At 35.3% G+C, this 22,177-nt stretch carries 15 protein-coding genes, 2 tRNA genes and 2 rRNA genes; 4 read left to right on the top strand and 15 right to left on the bottom strand.

The genetic code is table 11. From position 1 onward, the window contains the following. Positions 1–88: 88 nt before the first annotated feature. The 3 genes from CHHT_RS00790 to CHHT_RS00780 form a co-directional block, all read right to left on the bottom strand. Positions 89–2,997, bottom strand: a 23S ribosomal RNA gene (locus tag CHHT_RS00790). Between the two features lie 542 nt (positions 2,998–3,539). Beyond that, positions 3,540–3,616 (bottom strand) — tRNA-Ile (locus tag CHHT_RS00785). Between the two features lie 116 nt (positions 3,617–3,732). After that, positions 3,733–5,248, bottom strand: a 16S ribosomal RNA gene (locus CHHT_RS00780). The 16S and 23S rRNA genes sit together here with 1 tRNA gene alongside, the layout of an rRNA operon. A gap of 456 nt (positions 5,249–5,704) precedes the next feature. Between CHHT_RS00780 and cheQ the strand changes: the two genes are divergently transcribed. Further along, positions 5,705–6,181, top strand: a complete 477-nt coding sequence (gene cheQ, locus CHHT_RS00775; protein ID WP_082864057.1) for a cheVAW transcriptional regulator CheQ — start codon at positions 5,705–5,707, stop codon at positions 6,179–6,181. A gap of 1 nt (position 6,182) precedes the next feature. Here cheQ and CHHT_RS00770 read toward each other — a convergent pair whose 3' ends face one another. Beyond that, the gene (locus CHHT_RS00770; RefSeq protein WP_034963182.1) at positions 6,183–7,481 is read right to left on the bottom strand and encodes a hemolysin family protein; all 1,299 of its coding nucleotides are present in this window, start codon (positions 7,479–7,481) and stop codon (positions 6,183–6,185) included. 202 nt (positions 7,482–7,683) lie between these two features. Further along, complete coding sequence (locus tag CHHT_RS00765; RefSeq protein WP_034963181.1) at positions 7,684–9,357, bottom strand: anaerobic C4-dicarboxylate transporter; 1,674 nt, start codon at positions 9,355–9,357, stop codon at positions 7,684–7,686. Positions 9,358–9,714: 357 nt separating this feature from the next. Between CHHT_RS00765 and CHHT_RS00760 the strand changes: the two genes are divergently transcribed. Both CHHT_RS00760 and CHHT_RS00755 read left to right on the top strand, forming a co-directional pair. Continuing rightward, positions 9,715–10,683: a putative transporter gene (locus tag CHHT_RS00760; RefSeq protein ID WP_059426585.1), complete on the top strand. Its 969-nt coding sequence runs from the start codon at positions 9,715–9,717 to the stop codon at positions 10,681–10,683. 8 nt (positions 10,684–10,691) lie between these two features. Beyond that, positions 10,692–11,498, top strand: a complete 807-nt coding sequence (locus tag CHHT_RS00755) for a M48 family metallopeptidase (protein WP_034963179.1) — start codon at positions 10,692–10,694, stop codon at positions 11,496–11,498. A 93-nt stretch (positions 11,499–11,591) separates the two neighbouring features. Here the strand turns inward: CHHT_RS00755 and CHHT_RS00750 are convergent, their stop codons facing one another. The 5 genes from CHHT_RS00750 to moaC form a co-directional block, all read right to left on the bottom strand. Beyond that, positions 11,592–13,565, bottom strand: coding sequence for a hypothetical protein (locus CHHT_RS00750; protein WP_051663775.1), 1,974 nt, complete (start codon positions 13,563–13,565; stop codon positions 11,592–11,594). 57 nt (positions 13,566–13,622) lie between these two features. Beyond that, entirely contained in the window at positions 13,623–14,747 is a 1,125-nt protein-coding gene (locus CHHT_RS00745; RefSeq protein ID WP_051663774.1) for a hypothetical protein, read from the bottom strand. Positions 14,748–14,942: 195 nt separating this feature from the next. Continuing rightward, positions 14,943–16,118: a hypothetical protein gene (locus CHHT_RS00740; RefSeq protein WP_034963178.1), complete on the bottom strand. Its 1,176-nt coding sequence runs from the start codon at positions 16,116–16,118 to the stop codon at positions 14,943–14,945. Between the two features lie 9 nt (positions 16,119–16,127). Beyond that, positions 16,128–16,391, bottom strand: a complete 264-nt coding sequence (locus CHHT_RS00735; protein WP_034963177.1) for an HP0495 family protein — start codon at positions 16,389–16,391, stop codon at positions 16,128–16,130. After that, positions 16,384–16,860 (bottom strand): cyclic pyranopterin monophosphate synthase MoaC, encoded by a 477-nt coding sequence (gene moaC, locus CHHT_RS00730; protein WP_034963176.1) that lies wholly within the window; start codon positions 16,858–16,860, stop codon positions 16,384–16,386. Before moaC ends, CHHT_RS00735 begins: the two co-directional genes overlap by 8 nt. A 354-nt stretch (positions 16,861–17,214) precedes the next feature. On the opposite strand from moaC, the gene CHHT_RS00725 reads away from it, so the two are divergent. Then, a tRNA-Ser gene (locus tag CHHT_RS00725) sits at positions 17,215–17,302 on the top strand. Positions 17,303–17,345: 43 nt separating this feature from the next. Here the strand turns inward: CHHT_RS00725 and CHHT_RS00720 are convergent. Genes CHHT_RS00720 through CHHT_RS00700 form a run of 5 tightly spaced genes read right to left on the bottom strand, consistent with a single transcriptional unit; the run spans position 17,346 to position 22,174 of the window. Further along, positions 17,346–18,035, bottom strand: a complete 690-nt coding sequence (locus CHHT_RS00720; RefSeq protein WP_034963174.1) for a response regulator transcription factor — start codon at positions 18,033–18,035, stop codon at positions 17,346–17,348. Continuing rightward, positions 18,025–19,644, bottom strand: a complete 1,620-nt coding sequence (locus CHHT_RS00715; protein ID WP_034963173.1) for a sensor histidine kinase — start codon at positions 19,642–19,644, stop codon at positions 18,025–18,027. Before CHHT_RS00715 ends, CHHT_RS00720 begins: the two co-directional genes overlap by 11 nt. Before the next feature lie 8 nt (positions 19,645–19,652). Next, positions 19,653–20,225, bottom strand: a complete 573-nt coding sequence (locus tag CHHT_RS00710) for a cytochrome c3 family protein (RefSeq protein WP_034963171.1) — start codon at positions 20,223–20,225, stop codon at positions 19,653–19,655. A 9-nt stretch (positions 20,226–20,234) separates the two neighbouring features. Beyond that, positions 20,235–20,627, bottom strand: coding sequence for a cytochrome c3 family protein (locus CHHT_RS00705; RefSeq protein WP_034963170.1), 393 nt, complete (start codon positions 20,625–20,627; stop codon positions 20,235–20,237). Then, positions 20,621–22,174 (bottom strand): flavocytochrome c, encoded by a 1,554-nt coding sequence (locus CHHT_RS00700; RefSeq protein WP_034963168.1) that lies wholly within the window; start codon positions 22,172–22,174, stop codon positions 20,621–20,623. Before CHHT_RS00700 ends, CHHT_RS00705 begins: the two co-directional genes overlap by 7 nt. Between the last annotated feature and the right edge of the window lie 3 nt (positions 22,175–22,177).

Raw genomic sequence — 22,177 nt, 5'->3', positions numbered from 1 at the left:
TATCGTTAAAGTCTTTTTGGTTTTAATTGCAGTAAAACATGTTCTTTGTAAGGTATTTATATCCTTAACAAGGAAGTGATGCTTATATAAAGATAAGCAAACGAGCTATTAGTACTGGTCAGCTAAAGGACTTTCATCCATTACACACCCAGCCTATCAAACTAGTAGTCTACTAGAGCTCTTAAAAGAAGATTCATCTTGGAGTTGGCTTCGAGCTTAGATGCTTTCAGCTCTTATCACATCCCGGCTTAGCTACCCAGCGATGCTCTTGGCAGAACAACTGGTACACCAGTGGCCAGTTCGACCCGGTCCTCTCGTACTAGGGTCAACTCTCCTCAATCTTCTTACGCCCACGGCAGATAGGGACCGAACTGTCTCACGACGTTCTGAACCCAGCTCGCGTACCGCTTTAAATGGCGAACAGCCATACCCTTGGGACCTGCTCCAGCCCCAGGATGCGATGAGCCGACATCGAGGTGCCAAACCTCCCCGTCGATGTGAGCTCTTGGGGGAGATCAGCCTGTTATCCCCGGGGTACCTTTTATCCTTTGAGCGATGGCCCTTCCACACAGAACCACCGGATCACTAAGACCGACTTTCGTCTCTGCTTGACGTGTATGTCTCGCAGTTAAGCTGGCTTATGCCTTTATACTCTACGAACGATTTCCAACCGTTCTGAGCCAACCTTTGTAAGCCTCCGTTACATTTTGGGAGGCGACCGCCCCAGTCAAACTACCCACCAGACATTGTCCTACCTAAGGATAACTTAGGCTAGTTAGCTACCCGAATAAAGAAGAGTGGTATCTCAACAATGGCTCACCATAAACCAGGGTCTATGGATCAAAGCCTCCCACCTATCCTGCGCATCTTTATCCAAGTAGCAGTGTCAAGCTGTAGTAAAGGTCCACGGGGTCTTTCCGTCTTGCCGCGGGTAGGAGGAATTTTCACCTCCACTACAATTTCACTGGATCCCTCTTTGAGACAGCTCCCATCTCGTTACGCCATTCATGCAGGTCGGTATTTAACCGACAAGGAATTTCGCTACCTTAGGACCGTTATAGTTACGGCCGCCGTTTACTCGGGCTTCGATCAAATGCTTCGCATAGCTAACATCATCAATTAACCTTCGAGCACCGGGCAGGCGTCACACCCTATACATCCTCTTACGAGTTAGCAGAGTGCTGTGTTTATGGTAAACAGTCGGGAGGGACTCTTTGTTGTAACCTTCTTTGCTTTGGGAGTAAATCTTAATACAAAGTTAGGCACACCTTATACCGAAGATACGGTGCTATTTTGCAGAGTTCCTTAAAGAGAGTTCTTCCACGCGCCTTAGAATACTCATCCCACCCACCTGTGTCGGTTTACGGTACGGGCAATTATTACTAAACTTAGAAACTTTTCTTGGCTCGATAGTATCATGGATTCTCAATCTACTCCGAAGAGCGTCATGAGCCTTTTAGGTCTCGGATAAAGAGTTACGGATTTGCCTATAACTCAACCTACACCCTTAGACTAGCACTTCCATCCGCTAGCTCCACTAACTTTAAGCGTCCTTCCATCGCACATAATAATTGGTATTGGAATATTAACCAATTTTCCATCGCATACCCCTTTCGGACTTTGCTTAGGACCCGACTAACCCTACGATGACGAGCATCGCGTAGGAAACCTTGGGTTTTCGGCGTCTAGGATTCTCACCTAGATTATCGCTACTCATGCCTGCATGCTCACTTCTATCCGCTCCAGCACTCCTTACCGGTATACCTTCAACGCTGAATAGAACGCTCTCCTACCACTTAGTTAAAAACTAAGTCTAAAGCTTCGGTACTCATTTTAGCCCCGTTATATTTTCCGCGCAGAATCACTAGACCAGTGAGCTATTACGCTTTCTTTAAAGGATGGCTGCTTCTAAGCCAACCTCCTGGTTGTTTAAGTAACTCCACATCGTTTTCCACTTAAATGAGATTTAGGGACCTTAGCTGTTAGTCTGGGTTGTTCCCCTCTTGACGACGGATTTTATCACTCGCCGCCTGACTGCTGTGATTACACTTTGCGCATTCGGAGTTTGATAGGGTTTGGTACATTGGTGTATGCCCTAGCCCATTCAGTGCTCTACCTCACAAAGTTACTACACAACGCTATACCTAAATATATTTCGGAGAGAACCAGCTATCACGATGTTTGATTGGCCTTTCACCCCTATCCACAAGTCATCAGGAGCCTTTTCAACGGCCGTCTGTTCGGTCCTCCACTGGCTCTTACACCAGTTTCAACCTGCTCATGGATAGATCACATCGTTTCGGGTCTGCAGCATCTGACTATACGCCCTATTAAGACTCGCTTTCGCTACGGCTCCGGGTTTCCTTAACCTCGCCAGACACCACAACTCGCAGGCTCATTATGCAAAAGGCAGTCCATCACACGTCATAAAGAATCGTGCTCTGAATGATTGTAAGCAAATGGTTTCAGGTTCTATTTCACTCTGATCACCTCAGTTCTTTTCACCTTTCCCTCACGGTACTTGTGCACTATCGGTCTAGTAGTAGTATTTAGGGTTGGAGAGTGGTCTCCCCAGCTTCAGACAGGATTTCACGTGTCCCGCCCTACTCAGGATACTGCTAAGTATGAACGCACTTTCATATACGGGACTATCACCCTCTATGGTCAACCTTTCCAGGTTATTCTATTAGTTAGTTCAAGTCTATGTTGCAGTCCTACAACCCCGTTAGTAAACTAACGGTTTGCCCTCTTACGCGTTCGCTCGCCGCTACTAGCGTAATCTCTTTTGATTTCTTTTCCTGTTGGTACTAAGATGTTTCAATTCCCAACGTTAGCTCCGCATTGCGGTAGTATATATCACTATATACTGGGTTGCCCCATTCAGAAATTCCCGGATCAAAGCCCCTTGACGGCTCCCCGAGACTTATCGCAGCCTGGCACGTCTTTCATCGCCTCTACTAGCCAAGGCATCCACCATTTGCTCTTAGTAGCTTACCTTTTTTAGTTCGCATCTGAGCAAAGCTCAGATTTACGACAAACTTTAAAAAAGTTTGAACAAACTAAAGTCCCTACAAGTAGGGTTACCCTATGATTGCTATCAAACTAATTAAAAATTATCGTTACGAATTTTATATTTTTGTTTAGATTATTATTCTAATTTGCATCACTTCCTTGTTAAAGATAAAAATAAATAACTAATCTTTCTAAAAGAAAATCTTTTATAAAAATATAGGTATTAAATTTACAATGTTTAAATATTGACTTATAAGACGGAAAGCATTAACCATCATTAAGTAAGTTTTAGAACTTAATAGATTATGATGTTAAACTTAATAGTTAATATGTTTAGTTATTGGGATAACAGATTGTTTAATTAACTATTTGCTAAAGTAGTCTCTATTTAAAGCTTTAACAAGTCCTGTAAAATTGTTTTATTTTATTAAAACTTGATTGTGACTTTAACAATGATATTTTAAATAACTTTTAGACTAAAGTCTAATTTAAGAACTAAATTTTTAATTCTTAAATTAAATTTTATCTGGTGGGCCTAACAAGACTTGAACTTGTGACCTCACCCTTATCAGGGGTGCACTCTAACCAGCTGAGCTATAGGCCCTAATAATAGAATAAAAATGTAAAACTTGTCAATCTCTCAAACCTAAACAAGCGTGATTGAGCTATCGTATCTTTCTTTTACTAGTAGTTGTGAGACGTACTAGTATTGTACTCTAGAAAGGAGGTGATCCAACCGCAGGTTCTCCTACGGTTACCTTGTTACGACTTCACCCCAGTCGCTGATTCCACTGTGGGCGGTAGCTAATTTAGCATTCCGACTTCGAGTGAAATCAACTCCCATGGTGTGACGGGCGGTGAGTACAAGACCCGGGAACGTATTCACCGTAGCATGGCTGATCTACGATTACTAGCGATTCCGGCTTCATGCTCTCGAGTTGCAGAGAACAATCCGAACTGGGACATATTTTATAGATTTGCTCCATCTCGCGATATTGCGTCTCATTGTATATGCCATTGTAGCACGTGTGTCGCCCTGGGCATAAGGGCCATGATGACTTGACGTCGTCCACACCTTCCTCCTCCTTACGAAGGCAGTCTATTTAGAGTGCTCAGCCGAACTGTTAGCAACTAAATACGTGGGTTGCGCTCGTTGCGGGACTTAACCCAACATCTCACGACACGAGCTGACGACAGCCGTGCAGCACCTGTCACTAATTTCTTGTAAACAAGCACTATCTTATCTCTAAGATGTTATTAGGATATCAAGCCCAGGTAAGGTTCTTCGCGTATCTTCGAATTAAACCACATGCTCCACCGCTTGTGCGGGTCCCCGTCTATTCCTTTGAGTTTTAATCTTGCGACCGTACTCCCCAGGCGGTATACTTAATCCGTTAGGTGCATTACTGCCGTGACTAGCACAGCAACAACTAGTATACATCGTTTAGGGCGTGGACTACCAGGGTATCTAATCCTGTTTGCTCCCCACGCTTTCACGCATTAGCGTCAGTTGAGTTCCAGCAGATCGCCTTCGCAATGGGTATTCCTGGTGATCTCTACGGATTTTACCCCTACACCACCAATTCCATCTGCCTCTCCCTCACTCTAGATTATCAGTTTCTCAAGCAGTTTAACAGTTGAGCTGTTAGATTTCACAAAAGACTTGATAATCCGCCTACGCGTCCTTTACGCCCAGTGATTCCGAGTAACGCTTGCACCCTCCGTATTACCGCGGCTGCTGGCACGGAGTTAGCCGGTGCTTATTCGTTGGGTACCGTCATGGTTCTTCCCCAACAAAAGGAGTTTACGCTCCGAAAAGTGTCATCCTCCACGCGGCGTTGCTGCTTCAGGGTTTCCCCCATTGAGCAATATTCCCTACTGCTGCCTCCCGTAGGAGTCTGGACCGTGTCTCAGTTCCAGTGTGACTGATCATCCTCTCAGACCAGTTATGCGTCATAGCCTTGGTAAGCCATTACCTTACCAACTAGCTGATACAATATAGTCTCATCCTACACCGAAAAAACTTTCCCAACTTAACTTATGTTAAGAAGGAGTATGGAGTATTAGCAGTCATTTCTAACTGTTGTCCTCCAGTGTAGGGCAGATTAACTATACATTACTCACCCGTGCGCCACTAAGTATTAAAAGAGCAAGCTCTCTTAATACTCCGTTCGACTTGCATGTATTAGGCACGCCGCCAGCGTTCACTCTGAGCCAGGATCAAACTCTCCATAAAAGTTGAATAAATAATTATTCGTATTATGAAGTTTTTAATCTAAAAAACTTTTTAATGTTTTTATATATTAAAAAGTATAAAGATAATATAATTATTTTATACTAATAGAACTAACTTTAAAAGTAGTTCTGGCTCAATCGATCACTTGTTTAGATTTCAAAGATTGACTTTAAAAAATAGTTTAACATTTATAATTTTAAAAAACATCGAAAATAAAAAAATGATTTCTAACTAGAAGAGTTAAAAGGTGTTTCTCATTTCGTGAGCTGGAATTATACAAGAGTGAAGCTTAAATACAGATTAAATATACTGAACAATTGATGAGAAGTTTTTTAGGTTTTTTATTGGGGGGGGGATTAGAAGATTATAGTTGGTGTGTTGTGTATGTTTGTATATAATATGTAAAATATCTATATAAATAAAATAGAAGTTAAAAAATATAGCAGGAGAGAATCGTTGATCAAATTTATAATACCATCAAATCAATGTTTAGATGATTATATATTAAATTATGAATTATGCAAAATTGCAAACATAAATTCAAATACCTATCTTTTTTGGAAAAATGTAATTTGTGCTTCCTATCAAGGTTCAAAAACCATTTTTTTACATAAATCTTCTATTTTAGATAAGTATAAATCATACATAGATAAATGCACAAATTTAGATGGTTATGTCCTTGCTAGTGCATTTTGCTCATTTACAGGGCTTGCAAATTCTCATTTAGTAAAGTCAAATAAATCAAATTTATATGATAAATTTGATATAAAAAGTATAGATAAGCTCAAATTTATTAATTTAAAAAAGTTTTATGATGATTTGGGATTGCCTTATGGGGTGCGAATATACATAGAAAAGTGTAAATACTTCTCTCCAACTCCACTAGAAAAGCGTATCAAGCTTACCGATACGCTTTGCTTGGGATATTATTAGACTATTCTTGCGTTTGCGAACCAGTCTTTAGAGTGACTTTTACCGCACCTATACTAGCTCCGTCCATTTTTGTGACTTCATAGATGCAGTTTTCATCATCTATTTTATCTCCAACTATCGGAAGTCTTTCAAAGAGATTAAAGACGTATCCGCCTATAGTAAGCTGCTCTGTTTCTTCATCAAAGCTTATATCCATTATCTCTTCAACAGCCTCTATCTCAAAGCGTCCGTTAAACTCAAACACATCATCAGAAAGCTTTTTATAATCTTGAGATTTATCATCATGTTCATCGTTGATATCGCCAAGTATCTCTTCGATAATGTCTTCCATAGTAAGAAGCCCTGCTGTACCGCCGTACTCATCGACGACAAGAGCCGCAGAAATCCTATCTTTATTCATCATAACAAGGATTTTAGATATTGAACTATTTTCTGGAACTATGATAAATTTACGAACTATCTTGTCTAAATTTGTATCTATATCTCTTAGATTATTTTGCAATATATCTCTTATATGTATCATTCCTAGTACTATATCTTTACTTCCATCTACATATGGAAAACGCGTATATTTACTCTCTTCTATGACTTTCATATTTTCTTCAAAGCTTTTTTGCTTATTTAGACATACCATATCTTTACGTGGAGTCATAATCTCTTTAGCAACGGTATCGCTAAAATCAACGGCATTTTTTATGATTTCACTTTCCATGCTATCTAAAACACCGCCTTTTAAACTCTCGCCAACAATGATTTTGATCTCTTCTTCAGAGTGGGCAAGCTCACTATCTTTCGCAGGTTTTATACCTATAGCTTTAAGAGATAAACTAGCAATGAAGTCAAATGTCCTAATAACAGGAAAAAATATCACCCAAAACATATAAAGTGGTTTAGCGATAAATAAAACTGATTTTTCTGCTTTTGCTATGGCTACTGATTTTGGCACAAGCTCTCCAAGTACGACGTGCAAAAGCGTGATAAGAGTAAAAGCTATGATAAATGCGATAGTATGGACAGCAACGCCATCTATACCAAAATAAGTTTTAAGAGGTGCTTCTATGAGATTTGCAACTGCTGGCTCGCCTATCCAACCAAGTGCAAGAGAGCTAAGAGTTATACCGAGTTGTGTTGCACTAAGATAAGTATCGAGTGAATTTGACATTTTGTAAGCGAGTTTTGCATTTGGAACTTTATCTTTTACAAGCTCCTCAAGTCTTGATTTTCTAACTTTAACGATCGAGAATTCAGATAAAACAAAAAAGCCGTTTAGAAATATAAAAACAGCAGCTAAAATCACCATAATAAAGGGTTCCGTGTCCAATTATTGTCCTTAATAGAAAAAATTTTAGATTATTATACCAAAAAATTTACAAAAATAAATTTAAAAACATTTTTTGTATATTTTTAAATTTCGATGATCTTTTATAAAAAAATAGATAAAATCAGTAGATATTTTTATAACATAAAATATAAAAAGATCTGGGCTATAAAGCCCAAATCTACTATAGATAACCGTAAAGTCCGGCTAAGATATAACCAAATATACAAGAACTTATAACTCCGATAAGTCCAGGGAAAATGAAGCTGTGATTGATAACATATTTACCTATATGAGTAGTTCCTGAACGGTCAAATTGTATCGCCGCAAGATCACTTGGGTATGTAGGTAAAATATAATAACCGTAGCAAGCAGGAGCAAATGCCAAAATAATAGCAGGATTTACACCGATTCCAAGAGCTAATGGAACAAACGCAACCAAAGCTGCTGCTTGAGAATTAACAAATTTAGATATCAAAAGAAGCATAACAGCATATGTCCACGGATAATCGCTCACAACGCCGCCAAGAAGCTCTTTTATCATAGGAGTATGCACTCCAAACATAGTTTCAGCCATCCATGAGATACCAAATACCGCAACCAAGGCTATCATACCTGAGCGGAAAATCTCGTTTTTGCCTATACTTCCTGCATTTGTAGGAGTAAAGATCAAGATAAGAGCACCAGCTAAAAGCATGAAAATTTGGATAGTATCGACCATACTTAGAGTCTTTTTGCTATCTATTTTATTTTCTAAAGATATGCTCGACTTAGGATATTCTTTTACTTCGCCTTTTGCATTTGTATATACAACGATACCTTGTTCATTTTGAATAAAAGTTATTTTTGAACCGTCTTTTTGAGTAAGCGTCAATCCAGAAATATTATTTACATTTCCTTTTAGCTTACTACCAGAAATATCTATATGTGAGCCTAAGATCTCAGCTTTTGCATCTTTTAGAACGATTTTTTCTAAGATCTTTTGTTCTGTTGGATACGCAGCTACGATTTGAACTACTGCTCCATCTTTGGTCGAGTTCCAAGCTGGTCTTAAATCTTTGAAATATCCTAATGTTGCAACTACTGCTATAGTTCCTAAGAATATCCACATAGCAGCCCAGCTAGTACCAGGAAGTTTTTTACCAAGAAGAGACGTACCATCACCATATACGTATTTTTTTACTTCAGGATCTTTAATCCTCTCTTGAAACTCAAGGTCTTTATCAAGATCTTTTCCTCTAAACCAAGAAAAAATTCCAACACACAAAACGCCAAGATATGTTGATGGGATTGTTATTTTAAGAAGATCAAGGTAACCGTCAAATCCAGCTAAATGATGCTCTGCGTTGATAAGAAACGCTGTTAAGGTTACGACTGCGACTGAAACTGGGCTTGCAATGATACCCATTTGAGAAGCGATCGAACTAGCTGCCATAGGGCGTTCTGGACGAATTCCATTTTTGATAGCTATATCATAAACAATAGGAAGCATTGTATAAACAACGTGTCCAGTTCCACAAAGTATCGTAAGAGTAGAAGTTACGAATGGAGCTAAAATGCTTATGTATTTTGGATTTTTACGTAATATTTTTTCTGCGATCTGAAGCATAACATCAAGTCCGCCACTTGCTTGCAAGGTAGCACTAGCAACGACAACTGCTAGTATTGTTAGCATAACAGAAATTGCAGGTTTTCCTGGTGCAATACCAAATGCAAATACTAAAACTATAAGACCTATGCCACCAAGAAGTCCTAAAGCTATACCGCCTTTTTTTGCTCCATAAAATAGACAAATAAGGACTATTAGAAGCTGAATCGCGAATTGCCAACCTTCGCTAAGATTCATTAAAAAATCCATACGGTTCTCCTTTTTAATTTAAGATTTGTAAGCATTATATTATCAAAAGCTTTATTTTTTTCTTAATTAACCTATAATATTAAAGTTTATTTAAGATATTAACTTAATTATATAAGTTATATATATATTTAAAACTTAATATAAATTTATAATTAATAGTATAAACTTAGTTATAAATTATTTATTGCCATAAAAATAGATAAGTTGGTTTAAATTTAGCTAAATTTGAAAAAAGATAAAAACAAAATATTAGAAAACCTTGCAAACTATGATTTTTTTGATAACTCATTTCATAAAAACAAATAAATTTATTTAAGAAAACTGTGATATAATCGCTCAAATTTAAAAAAGGTGTATATGTTTTCATCATTTTTCAAAAGTAAAAAATGGGCTTTTTGGGCTTATGGCGGACTTGCTCTTATCGTGGTCTCTTTAGTATTTCAAACTCATTTAAATGTAGCGATAAACGACTGGTATAAAGATTTCTACGATATTTTGCAAAATGTAAAAGAACATAGCGTTGATGAGTTTTGGGCTGGAATTTTGCAGTTCTTATATATAGCAATGCCTTACGTGATCATAGCTACCATAACAAGCTTCTTTGCTAGCCACTGGGTATTTCGCTGGAGAGAGGCGATGACTTTTGCCTATGTAGATGTTTGGAAAAAATGCGAAAAAGATATCGAAGGCTCAAGCCAACGTATGCAAGAAGACGTTTATCGTTTTGCAAAGATCACTGAAACTTTGGGGCTTCAAATTTTAAGAGCCATAATGACGCTTATCGCATTTATACCGGTTTTGTGGGGGCTTAGCAAGGGCGTAGATATGCCTATCATCAAAGAAATACCAGGATCGCTTGTATGGATAGCTTTAGTTGTTAGCGTCGGTGGACTGATAATTTCATGGTTTGTCGGTATAAAACTACCAAAACTCGAATACAACATACAAAAAAGCGAAGCTGCATTTAGAAAAGAGCTTGTATATGCTGAAGACGACAAGATAAACTATGCAAGCTCACAGACGATCTTTGAGCTTTTTACTGGACTTAGGTATAATTTCTATAGACTGTTTTTACATTATGGATATTTTAACGTTTGGCTTATATCATTCTCGCAATTTATGGTAATAGTCCCTTACGTCATAATGGGACCTGGGCTATTTACTGGCGTCATTACACTTGGTATCTTAGTACAAGTCAGTAATGCATTTGATCAAGTAAGAAGTAGTTTTAGTATATTTATAGATAACTGGACTACTATAACCGAGCTTAGAAGCATACATAAACGTTTAGATGAGTTTGAAACAAACATTAAATTTAAAGGATAGTATGAAAAATGAAAAAACGTTCTTTTACCGTTTTAGTAGTAAGTCTGCTTATTTTTGGAGGCTGTTTTTATAGCTCTACAAAGCCTTCTGTTGCTCAAAGCAGTAACTCTCAACTGTTTTTAGTAAGCGAATCAGAGATGGATAATGCAGCCGCACAAGCTTACATGGTAGCTTTAAATGAAGCAAAAGCAAAAAATACATTAAATAAAAATGAAGCTCAAACAAAAAGAGTAAGAGAGATATCAAATCGCCTTATAAAACAAGTCGGCGTTTTTAGAGATGACGCTTTGAGATGGGACTGGCAAGTCAATGTAGTAAATGAAGATACTATAAATGCTTGGTGTATGCCAGGAGGAAAGATAGTTGTTTATAGCGGCATAATAGAAAAGCTAAGCTTAAGCGACGATGAACTAGCCGCCATAATCGGACACGAAATTTCTCACGCTCTAAGAGAGCATAGCAGAGAAAAAGCAAGTATAGATCTAGCCAAAAACGCCGCTTTATCAATAGGTGCTAGTGTGCTTGGACTTGGGCAAGAAGGGGCGAATTTAGCGAATTTAGCAACGAAATATACAATAACTCTTCCATTTTCTCGCTCAAACGAAAGCGAAGCAGATGCCATGGGAACAGAGCTAATGGCAAGAGCAGGATTTGATCCAAACGCTGCTATAAAACTATGGCAAAAAATGGCAAAGCAAAACGCAAATACGCCTCTTGAGATAGCTTCTACTCACCCATCAAACGACACTAGAATACGAGATCTTAAACAAATAGTCGCAAAAGTAGAGCCGTTATACAAAAATGCTAAAAAATAACAACACTTTTTTAAACGAATTTAAAGCTGTTTTTATGGTCTTTAAATGATTTTATAAATTTATATAAACTTCAAAAATATACTCTTAAACCGCTTACGCCCAAATTCTAAGCGGTTTTGGGTAAAATCTATCTTTATCATCTATCAAATTTAGCTCACTATTTTGGCTTTTTTCTTGATTTTGTTTATTATCTTGATTTAAAATTTGATTAAACATAGTATAAATTTGATCTACGATTATGCTTCTGCCATCGTTTGTTTGGAGTGCGAATTTGTTATTTGATAGCTTTTTGATTATCTCTACGCCTAGATCTTTTAGGGATTTTATCTCGGTTTGCCCTGTGATTTCATCTTTTATTTTGGCTGCGCTTACTACTAAATCTATATTTTGATTTAATTCTATTTCGCTCATAAACTTAGCATTTAAATTTAGCTCCACATCAAAAGCTTTACCGCTATCTTTATAAAGTTCATTTACAATTATCTCTCTTCCGCTATTAAATTTAAGGGTAAATGTGCCATTTTTATTTATTTTTATAGCTGTTAATGCGTCTGTGTCTTTTAGCATATTTGCGGTATTTGCTCTATCTTTTTCAAAGCTATCTTTGACTTTTTGTAGATTTTCTAAGGTGAAGTTAAGTCCGGTTGCTGAGCTAAATTCACGCTCTATAGATAGCATAACGCTAGATTTTACATTTTTATATTTTGCCTTTGTTTCATCATCAAATTCATTTATATACTCATCTCTATTTTTAAGCTCACTCATATAATCATTATATAAATTTATAAATCTAGTGTATTGTTGATTTTGATAAGAGTTTTTATCGCTATCTCGCCAATAATACTCTTTGGTTGTTTTATCAAATACATTATTAAAACCAAAATTTGTAGTGTGTGGATAGCTAGATAACTCTTCTAATCTATAATTCCCATCAACCCCTTGCTTAGCATAAGCAATCCCAAGTAATCCATTAAAAGCTCCTGAATTTGAATTTATATCTATCCAGCCATCTTTATCAGCTAGTTTTGAAAGCTCGTTTAAGTCATTTTGAGTAAGGCTCTCATATCTTACTTCAGCTTTAAAAATAGAGTATGGATTATAATCTTTTAGCAATTCTAAAGAGCGTTCATAACCTTCTATCGTTCCATAATTATCTTTTTGAGCTTCAAGTTTTTTTAAGGCATTACTTTTACTATCTATAAAATCTTTTAAATTTATACTATCAACTACTTCGCTGAGTTTTTTGATAATCTCATTTCCATCTTTATCATAAGCTCTTATTTTTAATTTATCAAAGTAAGTATCATTTTTATCTACAAATCCATTTCCATCACTATCAAATCTAAAAAGTTGTGAATTTGAGCTAAAGCTTCCAACCCCTAATCTATCATTATCCCCAGCTAAATCTAAAAATAGCTCTGCTTTACCAAATTTAGTATCAATTAAATTTGAGTTTGCGTAGGAGTTTAGGTAGTAGGAGTTTGGGATTAAGGGGTTTTGATTTGAGTAGTTATCAGCCTTATAATATCCAGCATTTGGGCTAAATTTATTTGCGTAGCTGTAGTTTCTGCCAAAACCCAAAGAATGCCATACATCATAGCTTTGGTCGAGCTTTTTACCTAGCATAAAAGATGTCTGTTCTATTATCATATCATCAAGCATTTTTTGCATAAAATATGCTTCATCTTTTACTACGACTTTTTCATCTGTTGTATCATTTTTATTAAGTAAAAACATTTTATCAGCCAAGCTAATCTTTGAGAGTAAATTTATATCAGTATCTTTAGAGATAGCATAATATGCGTTAGTGCCTTCATAATACAATAAATATTCATTGTCTGAGTATATAATATAATCTTTATATTTTTTGCTTGTTATTGGCTCATTATTTTTGATACCGATATAGTTTTCGCTCTCATTTTCGCTAATTATATGAAAATTTCTATCAGTTTTATAAATATCGGCTCTTTTTTTAGATATTTCTTCATTTTGCTTTACAATGTCTGCATATTTGTCGAATTTGAAGTTAGTTAAATCTAAATTTGTTTGAAAAGATTTTATATCCATAGGTTATTCCTCTTTGATAACTAGGCTGATTGCTAAACGCAACCAGTCTAAAATATATTAGTATTCTCGAACATCAGCAATAATATAATTATCTGCAACATAAACCCTAAGCTGATTAGCATTAAAATTATTTTGCCCCATAAATAGATCGCCATATACTTTATTTATAAAGTTTATATCCACAACAAGGCTTGTATTTGGTTGAAAAACCGTATTATTGCTAATATCTGTTTTATTCATATCTGCAAACATACCAGTTGAAGCATTCCAAAAGAAATTAGATATCAAATGACTATTCTTTTTTTGATTATAGAATTCTACTGTTTGTTGCATTTTACTTCCGAAATCAATTTTTATACAACCAGAATTTCTTTCATTAATCCCAGTAAGATTTGGTCCAGACTGACAAGATACTTTATTATTTCTAGCTACCCTATGCTCATCTATATCAGCTGGGATAGAAAATCCTTGGTGGCTTCCATTTGCTATTGAGCTAGTTCCATCAAGCGTAATCCAGCCTACTTCATAGTTTATTCCACTATTGTTAGCTTGTAGATAAACTTTAGTATTTAACGGTATAGCTTGTGGTGTTGATACTGTTTGAGTGCCACCAGTTACTAAGGTAAATGTTACGCTAAGCTTACCATAAGTATCAACAAATACTTTAAAATGCGGTTTGCCACCCATAAATTTTTGAGATCCACCAGCATTTCCTCTTTTTGTATTTATTCTATTGATTAAAACAAATTCATCATCATTAGATGGATATTGTGTGAAATAAAACCAACCGCCGATACTGTTAAAAGCATATTCAACTCTAGTATGATACAAATCAAAATCGCAATTAGCTTGATGTGAACCATCATAATCACAACGATAATTTTGTGAAATGTTCTTAATTAGAAAATTTGTAGGATCACCTTGAACTTTATTATAAGCTAAATAAGATAAAAACTGTCCACCACTTGAAACGCTTGTAAGCTCATCTAAGTTCTCATCAAATACAAACTGACTTATAGGAAGTGGCGTGTAAGAGCGAACACTTAGCTTGGATCTGCTTGGCTTTTTAGCAGAAATTTTACTTAAAATCTCTTTTGGGTTATTTACTTTTTCAAAGGTAAAATTATCTGCTGAAAATATAGCAGAAACTAAAAAGATAACTCCTAAAACAAATTTTCTCATAGTATCCCTTTAAGATGCATATTTGTAAATCGGTAATAATATAAATAAATTTATATATCACAAATTTGACACTTGGCATCTTAATATATTTTAGTTTATTTTATAGTGAAGTTATTTGGTTTGAATTTTGTTTAAGGATAAATTTATATTAGAATGGCGATCTTTCTATCACCATTCAAGAAACAAAGTGTAGATTTAGCCTTTTTTTGTATTGTCAATGAGATTTTTAGCAGCCTCATAAACTCTATCACCAAGCTTTTTGGCTTGCTCTTTAGCGTTTTCAAATGTTTGTAGACTCTTCATTTGAGCGAATTTTTGACCGGCTTTTTTCTCTAGTTCTACTATCTCTTTTTTTAAATTTAGTATTTTTTCGTCTATGTTTAGTTCATCTTTTAGTCTAAGGCTCTTCCCTCTGATCTCTTCTATCTTTTCTAGTATTTGCTCTCTTGCTTCGGCTGAAATTCTTCTTAGCTTTGCAAAATACGTATCGTAATCGCTTTGCAAGATCTCAATGATAATACTGCTTGCAGGCTCGTCGCATTTTGTGCTTAGCTCTTTTAGTAAAGATACGAAGTCATCTTCTACTTTGGTTATCTCTTTTATGCTCAGCTCTAGACTATCGCTGATCTCATCTGGGATAAATTTAAGCTCGTCTTTGAACTTTTCTATCGCTTTAGATATACCGTCATTGCTGCCATTTATAGCACCTTTTAGCAACTCTTTTGCATAAATTTTACTCTCATTTGAAATACTTATGGCTGATTCTATAACAACCAAAGTTATATCTATAAAACGGCTCTTTGAAAGCTCGCCTTCGTTTATGGCTAGATAGACCATACTTTTTGCTATCTCATAAGCCGTATCTTCGACGTCATTTCCCATCTCTATAGTGGTTAAAAACGCGGATTCTGCCGTCTCTTTTAAGATACCGAGCAACTCAAGATCATTTATAAGTCTATCTTTTAGGATCTTTGATATCTCGTCTTTATTTTTAAATTTACTCGTAGAGATGAACTCTTCTAAGCCCTTGCAAGTAAGGCTCATCAGAGTTTTCATATGCTGTTTTTCATCTTTTATCTGTTTTTTTAGTCTGTCTCGCTCAAACATTATCTTATAAAGATACTGCTCGGCGTCATAGTTCATAGCTTTATTTATAGACTCCAAAACAACATCTACATTTTTTGAGTTTAAAATACTAAATTCATCTAAATCTGTGCAGACTTTTGCAAAGAAACTCTTTGAAATTTCTAGTTTTTCTTCATCGCTTTTACCGGCAAAAATTTCCTTAGCGTCTTTAAAAACTTTTTCTTTTATCAGATCCAATAAATTTGGATCATTTAAATTTGAACTTATCAACTCAGTTAAAATCATATTTTTTCCTCACAATACAAATTTAGCATATCTTTTTAGCAGACTAAAAAGCTCCAGACGCTCTTCATCGCTATAAACTAGCACCGCCAGATTAAAGCTTTTAAATTTACCATTCCCTGAATTTTTTGAGAAATTTAATGTATGTTCTTTAGTACCGATCAAATTTTTTACAAGCTCTTTTTCATCGTCATTCTTATCTAAAATGATCTTATACTCCCAAAAAACAGGATATTTGATATCAGGTTTTTTATCAAAATCACAAACACTAGGCATCCGCTCTCCTGTAATCTCCACTTTTCCCACCACTTTTTCTTTCTAGGACTATCTCGCTTATCATCATTGATTTATCTATGGCTTTTATCATATCATATATCGTGAGTAGACCTACGCTTACGCTAGTTAGCGCTTCCATTTCTACTCCTGTTTTACCGTCTGTTATGACCTCGGCTTCTAACTTAAACCCCGGAAGCTCTTCAAGACTGGTAACATTTATATTTACTGAAGTTATAGGAAGAGGATGTGTCATAGGTATGAGTTCGCTTGTTTTTTTAGCACCCATAACCGCAGCTACTACAGCTGTTTGTAGAACTGGACCTTTTTTACCAGTGTTTTCTTTGATAGCATTATAGGCGTCTCTAGACATTTTGATATTACCGCTTGCGAGCGCTATTCTTCTTGTTATATTTTTATTTCCTACATCAACCATTTTTGGTAAATTTTGTTCATTTAAGTGTGTTAGCATAGTTTTTCCTTTTTGGGAATTATATCAAAAAGTGTATAAATAAAAAATGCACCTCTTTGATGAGATGCATTAGCTGTTATAAAAAGGAGGTTTTTGTTGGACTTTGTAATGATACATTTATTAAGCTAATTTGCTCTTAATGGCTAGTTAATAAAAAATAAAGTTAAATATTATAAAAAATCAAGTGATTTTATCAGATAATTATAATATTAAATAATTATTTTTTATATATTAATAATTATATTATATAATTTAAATTCCTAAACAAATAACCTCCTTTTATAATGCCCTATTTGGGGCATTTCCCCTTCTTGATTTAAGCTTACAAAATGTATAATTTGACTTTAAATTTTTGGGCAGATGTCCGAGCGGTTGAAGGAGCACGCCTGGAACGCGTGTAAGGTGCAAGCCTTCGAGGGTTCGAATCCCTCTCTGTCCGCCATAAAGCTAGTCAAATTTATAAATTTATGATGCTAAATTCAAATTTACTTTTTTGATATTACTCTATATCCAACGCCTGAAATATTTTCTATGATATCATTTTTGGTTTTTAATCTTATCTTTTTGATTACCATACGCAAAGCTTCGCTACTCATCGCCTTATCGCCCCATACGAAATTTTCGATCATTTCGTAACTCACTATTTTATCTATATTGCTCACGAGCAGATACAGAAGTTTTGATTCTATTTTCGTAAATGAAATCATATCTGCGTTTTTGTAGAGTATTTTTGAAGCCAAGTCATACTCATAGCCGTCTTTTAAGGATATTTTATTGTCGTATAAATTTTTTGTAGCCATTAAAATAGTTATTTGAAGCTCTTCGATCTTAAAAGGCTTTCTAAGATAATTGTACGCTCCAAGCTCGATACTTGCAAGTATGTTTTCACTTGTGTCATATGATGTGATTATGATAGATGCTACGTGCGGAGCTCTTTTTTTAATCTCATCTAGCATCTCAAGACCGTTTAAATTCGGTAAATTTATATCAGTAACGACGATATCAAAATTATCTTTAAAAAATTTATCAAATCCCTCAAGCCCGTCACTTGCGACATCTATTTTTTTGCAGTAAAACTGCAAGGATTGAGTTATCGCAAATCTTGTATTTTCATCATCTTCAACAAGCAAAACCGATATATTTTTTAGTTTTTTAAGTATATTTTCATCTATCATCTCTTACCTTTTTTAGTATCGTTAGCGTAAAAATAGTCGGATTTTTATATCTGCTTACATACAGATCTCCGCCGCATTTTTTATTTGCTATTAACTTTGATATATACAAACCAAGTCCAGAGCTACCTTTTGTACTCATAAAAGGAGTAAAAACATTATCTTTGAAATTTTGAGCTATTCCATCACCGTTATCGATGACTCTGATGATAAAATGCGTTTGAGTTTGTTTTATATTGACCACTATTCTAGTTCTTTTTTTGTTTTTACTGTTTTGCAAAATTTGTTTTGAATTTTGGATCAAACAAGCCGTTATCTGCTTGAACTCATTTATATAGTTTTTACACATCGGTATAACGCCTTTTGCCACAGTAACTTTGATATCTATCGTTGATTTTACTGGAAAAAGAACGCATATCGTATCGTTTATCGCTTTTTGTATATTGAATTCTTGAACGTCTTTTTCGATCTTATAAAAGTTCTTAAACATATCCATAGTTTTTGACATATAATCTATATTTTGTAAAGATCTAGCGATATTGTCATAAAAAATTTCATCGCTTAGTTTATTCATTTTTTTAAACTGCATCAAATTTCCAAGAAAAATTCCAAGTGAATTTAAAGGCTGTATCCACTGATGAGAAAGCGCCGCTATCATCTGACCAAGTTCCGCCATTTTAGTTTGTTGAAACAAAAGAACCTCATATTCTCTTTTTGCCTCTTCAAATATTTTTGATTGTCGCTCCAATCTTTTATTATAAAAGTAAGCCAATATCAAAAACAAAATAATACTGATAGCATATATTATAAGATTTATTATAAACTGCTCGTTTATTTTGTTGTATATATTATCTTTTAGCGTTTTTGCTACTAAAATCAACTTTGAGTTTTCAAGTGGCTTGAAATTTAGGATTTCATTTTGTGTTTCATGGCTTAATGGTTTGATCAAATTCAAATTTTCTATGTCAAATTTTACTTTGGAAAGCCCTATTTTATTGTCTGGGTGAAGCAAGATGTTAAGATCTTCGTCTATCAAAAATATATATCCGTTTTCTAGTCTTAAGTCCAAAATTTCATTTTTTATACTCTCGAAAGATATCACACCGCATATCACGCCTTGTAGTTCATTTTCTCTTTTTATACTTTGACAAATCGATATAACTGGGATTTTAAGTCCGACATCAAGATATGGTTTGGTGATATAAATTCCATTTTGCAAAACAGTATTTATATACCAAGGTCTTTGCGTTGGCGCATAATCTTTGGGGCTTTGAAATAATCTGCTAGAAAGCATAGTATTGTTTTCATATCCGACGTATGTGCTTGAAAAATTTGCTATTTGCTGACTTCTAATAAGTATATCTTGTATCGTATTTTGCTCTTTTGTATGGTCGAAATTTGAGACGAGCAGACTAATAAATTTAAGACTAGTTTTTTTATTTTCAAGCCACTCTTGTATCTTGTCGCTTGAATTTTTTAAAATACTAAGCTGCTCATTTGTGAGAACTTCTTTCACAAATGAGCGATTTAGGTAATAATTTCCTATCATAAGCAATAAGAAAAATATAGAAAATACTATAAAGATATTATTTTTGTATAATATCTCTTTCATAGGGCTCCTTATTTTTTTATCTCATCTCCCCAGTCTCCAACAGGCGGATGTTTGATCTCATACAGTATTTTACCCAAATTTTTATGACCTACTGTTTTATGACAGCTTACGCAACTTAGTTTTTTATCTTTATTTTGAATAGATACCGCATATAGCTTATGCATATCATTGATATTTTGATTGCTTGAGTTTATATCTAAAATTGTTTGATGACAACTTATGCAACCGCTATCATATACAAATTTCTCACGATTTTTTCTGTTACCTTGCCAATCCATATCTTTTGCATCGTTAAAAACCATATGAGTAGCTTCGCTGATACCGTTCAAACCTTTTTTGAAAACGTATTTTACATAACTATCATTAGGTAAATGGCAACTCGCACAACTCGCCTTAAATCCGTGATTATTTGCGCCTCCGTGAATGCTTTGCCCATAAGCCTCCACCATAGGATCCATCCATTCGTGACAAACGGTACAAAATTTATCGTCACTTGTAGCATGTATCAAAGAGTTACCGCCAAAAAATATGACGAATACAACAATACAAAATAGGCAAATTTTTATAAAAATATTTTTCATCATATCTCCTTATGGCACCAATATTTTTTTCATACCATCTTGTGAATGGCACATTACACAATAATTTTGTGAAGACTTGTGTGACTTATGGCAGTTATTGCAATCCATATTAGGATAGTGCGGACTACTGTGTATATTATCATCATATCCAAGGTGACCGCTTCTCTCAGCCAAACGTTTGTAGCTCTTATGACAGCTCAAGCACTCATCTGTTTTTAAAGCTTTATATTCGTTTGGATTTTTTTCTTTATGACAATTTTTGCAGTCAAATCCAAGTTTCTCGTGATGAGCTTTTATAGGATAATTTTCTTTCGTAAATTTATTAAGATCTAAATTTGCGGCAAAAGAGCTTATAGATAGTCCAACACATATCGTTAAAAATATCTTAAAAATTTTTAACATTTTTTCTCCTTTTTTGCTAGATTAGCAGCGTTTTTACCAGCTATCCTTCCAAACACTAAACAATCAGGTATAGCGCAACTTCCAAGCCTGCTAGCTCCGTGCGGTCCGCCAACTGCTTCTCCGGCAGAAAAAAGCCCTTCGATGATATTTCCGTTTTTGTCTATAACTCTAGCTTCGGTGTCTATTTTTACTCCGCCCATAGTATGATGAACTTTTGGTAAAGCTTGCCATGCGTAAAAAGGCGGTTTTGTGAGATCTGGGATCATATCGTTAAATTTAAAAAACGGTTTATCAAACTCTTCGTCTTTTCCATTTTTTGAATACCTAGTATAATCATCAACTGTTTTTTTAAGCCCTTCGTATGGAATTTTATAAAAATCCGCTAATTCTTTAAGCGTATCAAAAACCCTTATGACTTTTTTGTCGATTCCTCTTTGTACGTTTGCTTTTGTAGTGCCTTGTGCGCCGATACTATCACATATAACAACTGGATGAGTTATGCTTCCGTCTGGATTTTTATGCATTTTCAAAATGGCATCTGAGCGAATTTTTCTATCGGCAAGCTCATTGACAAATCTTTTTCCAGTTCTTGCATCGACCATTACACCATAACTAAACGCAGGTATCGCAAAAACAGGAGCTATACCAAATCCTTTTTCATCTGGGCTTCCCCAAGGTCCTAGTTGTATCCATTTTAGATCAACCGTATCAGCGCCATTTCTCATCATAGTTTTTAGAGCGTATGCCGTTGCACCATAGTGATTTGTACAGTCTAAATCTGCAGTTAGTTTTGGATCAACTGTTTGTCTGAAATTTACGTCATAAGCAAAGCCGCCTGTTGCCATAACGACTCCGCCATTTATCTTATAGAATTTCACGATACCGCTTTTATTATCATCTTCATTTTTTAAAGGATCAAAGATAAAGTCATAGTTTTCCCTAACTTTTGCTCCGATAATTTTTCCATTATCATCTCTTACAAAATCATCTAACACGACTCTAGTCCTGATCGTTCCGCCACTTTTCATAATGTATTCTTGCAAAGGTATCGTGATTTTACCGCCCGAGTTTATTTCTGGCCAAATCGTTCTTGGAACAGAATGTCCGCCGAACTGACCTAGCGCGTCTCTGTAATACACGCCTTTTTTTAACGTATATTCATAAGCGTCATTTCCGTTTTTAGCTATAACCTCTACTAGATCCATTCTATTTAACCCAAGTCCGGCTTTTAAAATATCTTTTACGTAAAGTTCATAAGAATCCTCTATACCGCGAACCTTTTGAAAGCTTGAATTTACAACTGCAAACGCTCCGCCATTTATGGCTGAGTTTCCGCCAAGAACTGGCATTTTATCTATAAGTAATGTTTTTGCACCCTCATCAATTGCTTGACAAGCAGCAGCCGTACCGGCAAATCCCGATCCAACTACCAAAACGTCCCATTCTTCGTCCCACTTAAACTGCTCATCGCTAAAGCTATTAGCTTTTAACATGGCAGCTGATGTAAGAGCGCATAGACTACCTAAAAATTTTCTTCTACTATTCATCTA

The sequence above is a fragment of the Campylobacter hyointestinalis subsp. hyointestinalis genome (assembly GCF_013372145.1).
Lineage (GTDB): Bacteria > Campylobacterota > Campylobacteria > Campylobacterales > Campylobacteraceae > Campylobacter > Campylobacter hyointestinalis.
This window is presented reverse-complemented; position numbering and strand designations above follow the sequence as displayed.

Coding starts and splice junctions, on each gene's coding strand:
- CHHT_RS00700 (WP_034963168.1), bottom strand. CDS start 22,174: ATGAATAGTAGAAGAAAATTTTTAGGTAGTCTATGCGCTCTTACATCA.
- CHHT_RS00745 (WP_051663774.1), bottom strand. CDS start 14,747: ATGAGAAAATTTGTTTTAGGAGTTATCTTTTTAGTTTCTGCTATATTT.
- CHHT_RS00720 (WP_034963174.1), bottom strand. CDS start 18,035: ATGATAGATGAAAATATACTTAAAAAACTAAAAAATATATCGGTTTTG.
- CHHT_RS00765 (WP_034963181.1), bottom strand. CDS start 9,357: ATGGATTTTTTAATGAATCTTAGCGAAGGTTGGCAATTCGCGATTCAG.
- CHHT_RS00760 (WP_059426585.1), top strand. CDS start 9,715: ATGTTTTCATCATTTTTCAAAAGTAAAAAATGGGCTTTTTGGGCTTAT.
- moaC (WP_034963176.1), bottom strand. CDS start 16,860: ATGCTAACACACTTAAATGAACAAAATTTACCAAAAATGGTTGATGTA.
- CHHT_RS00735 (WP_034963177.1), bottom strand. CDS start 16,391: ATGCCTAGTGTTTGTGATTTTGATAAAAAACCTGATATCAAATATCCT.
- CHHT_RS00740 (WP_034963178.1), bottom strand. CDS start 16,118: ATGATTTTAACTGAGTTGATAAGTTCAAATTTAAATGATCCAAATTTA.
- CHHT_RS00755 (WP_034963179.1), top strand. CDS start 10,692: ATGAAAAAACGTTCTTTTACCGTTTTAGTAGTAAGTCTGCTTATTTTT.
- CHHT_RS00710 (WP_034963171.1), bottom strand. CDS start 20,225: ATGAAAAATATTTTTATAAAAATTTGCCTATTTTGTATTGTTGTATTC.
- CHHT_RS00750 (WP_051663775.1), bottom strand. CDS start 13,565: ATGGATATAAAATCTTTTCAAACAAATTTAGATTTAACTAACTTCAAA.
- CHHT_RS00770 (WP_034963182.1), bottom strand. CDS start 7,481: ATGGTGATTTTAGCTGCTGTTTTTATATTTCTAAACGGCTTTTTTGTT.
- CHHT_RS00715 (WP_034963173.1), bottom strand. CDS start 19,644: ATGAAAGAGATATTATACAAAAATAATATCTTTATAGTATTTTCTATA.
- CHHT_RS00705 (WP_034963170.1), bottom strand. CDS start 20,627: ATGTTAAAAATTTTTAAGATATTTTTAACGATATGTGTTGGACTATCT.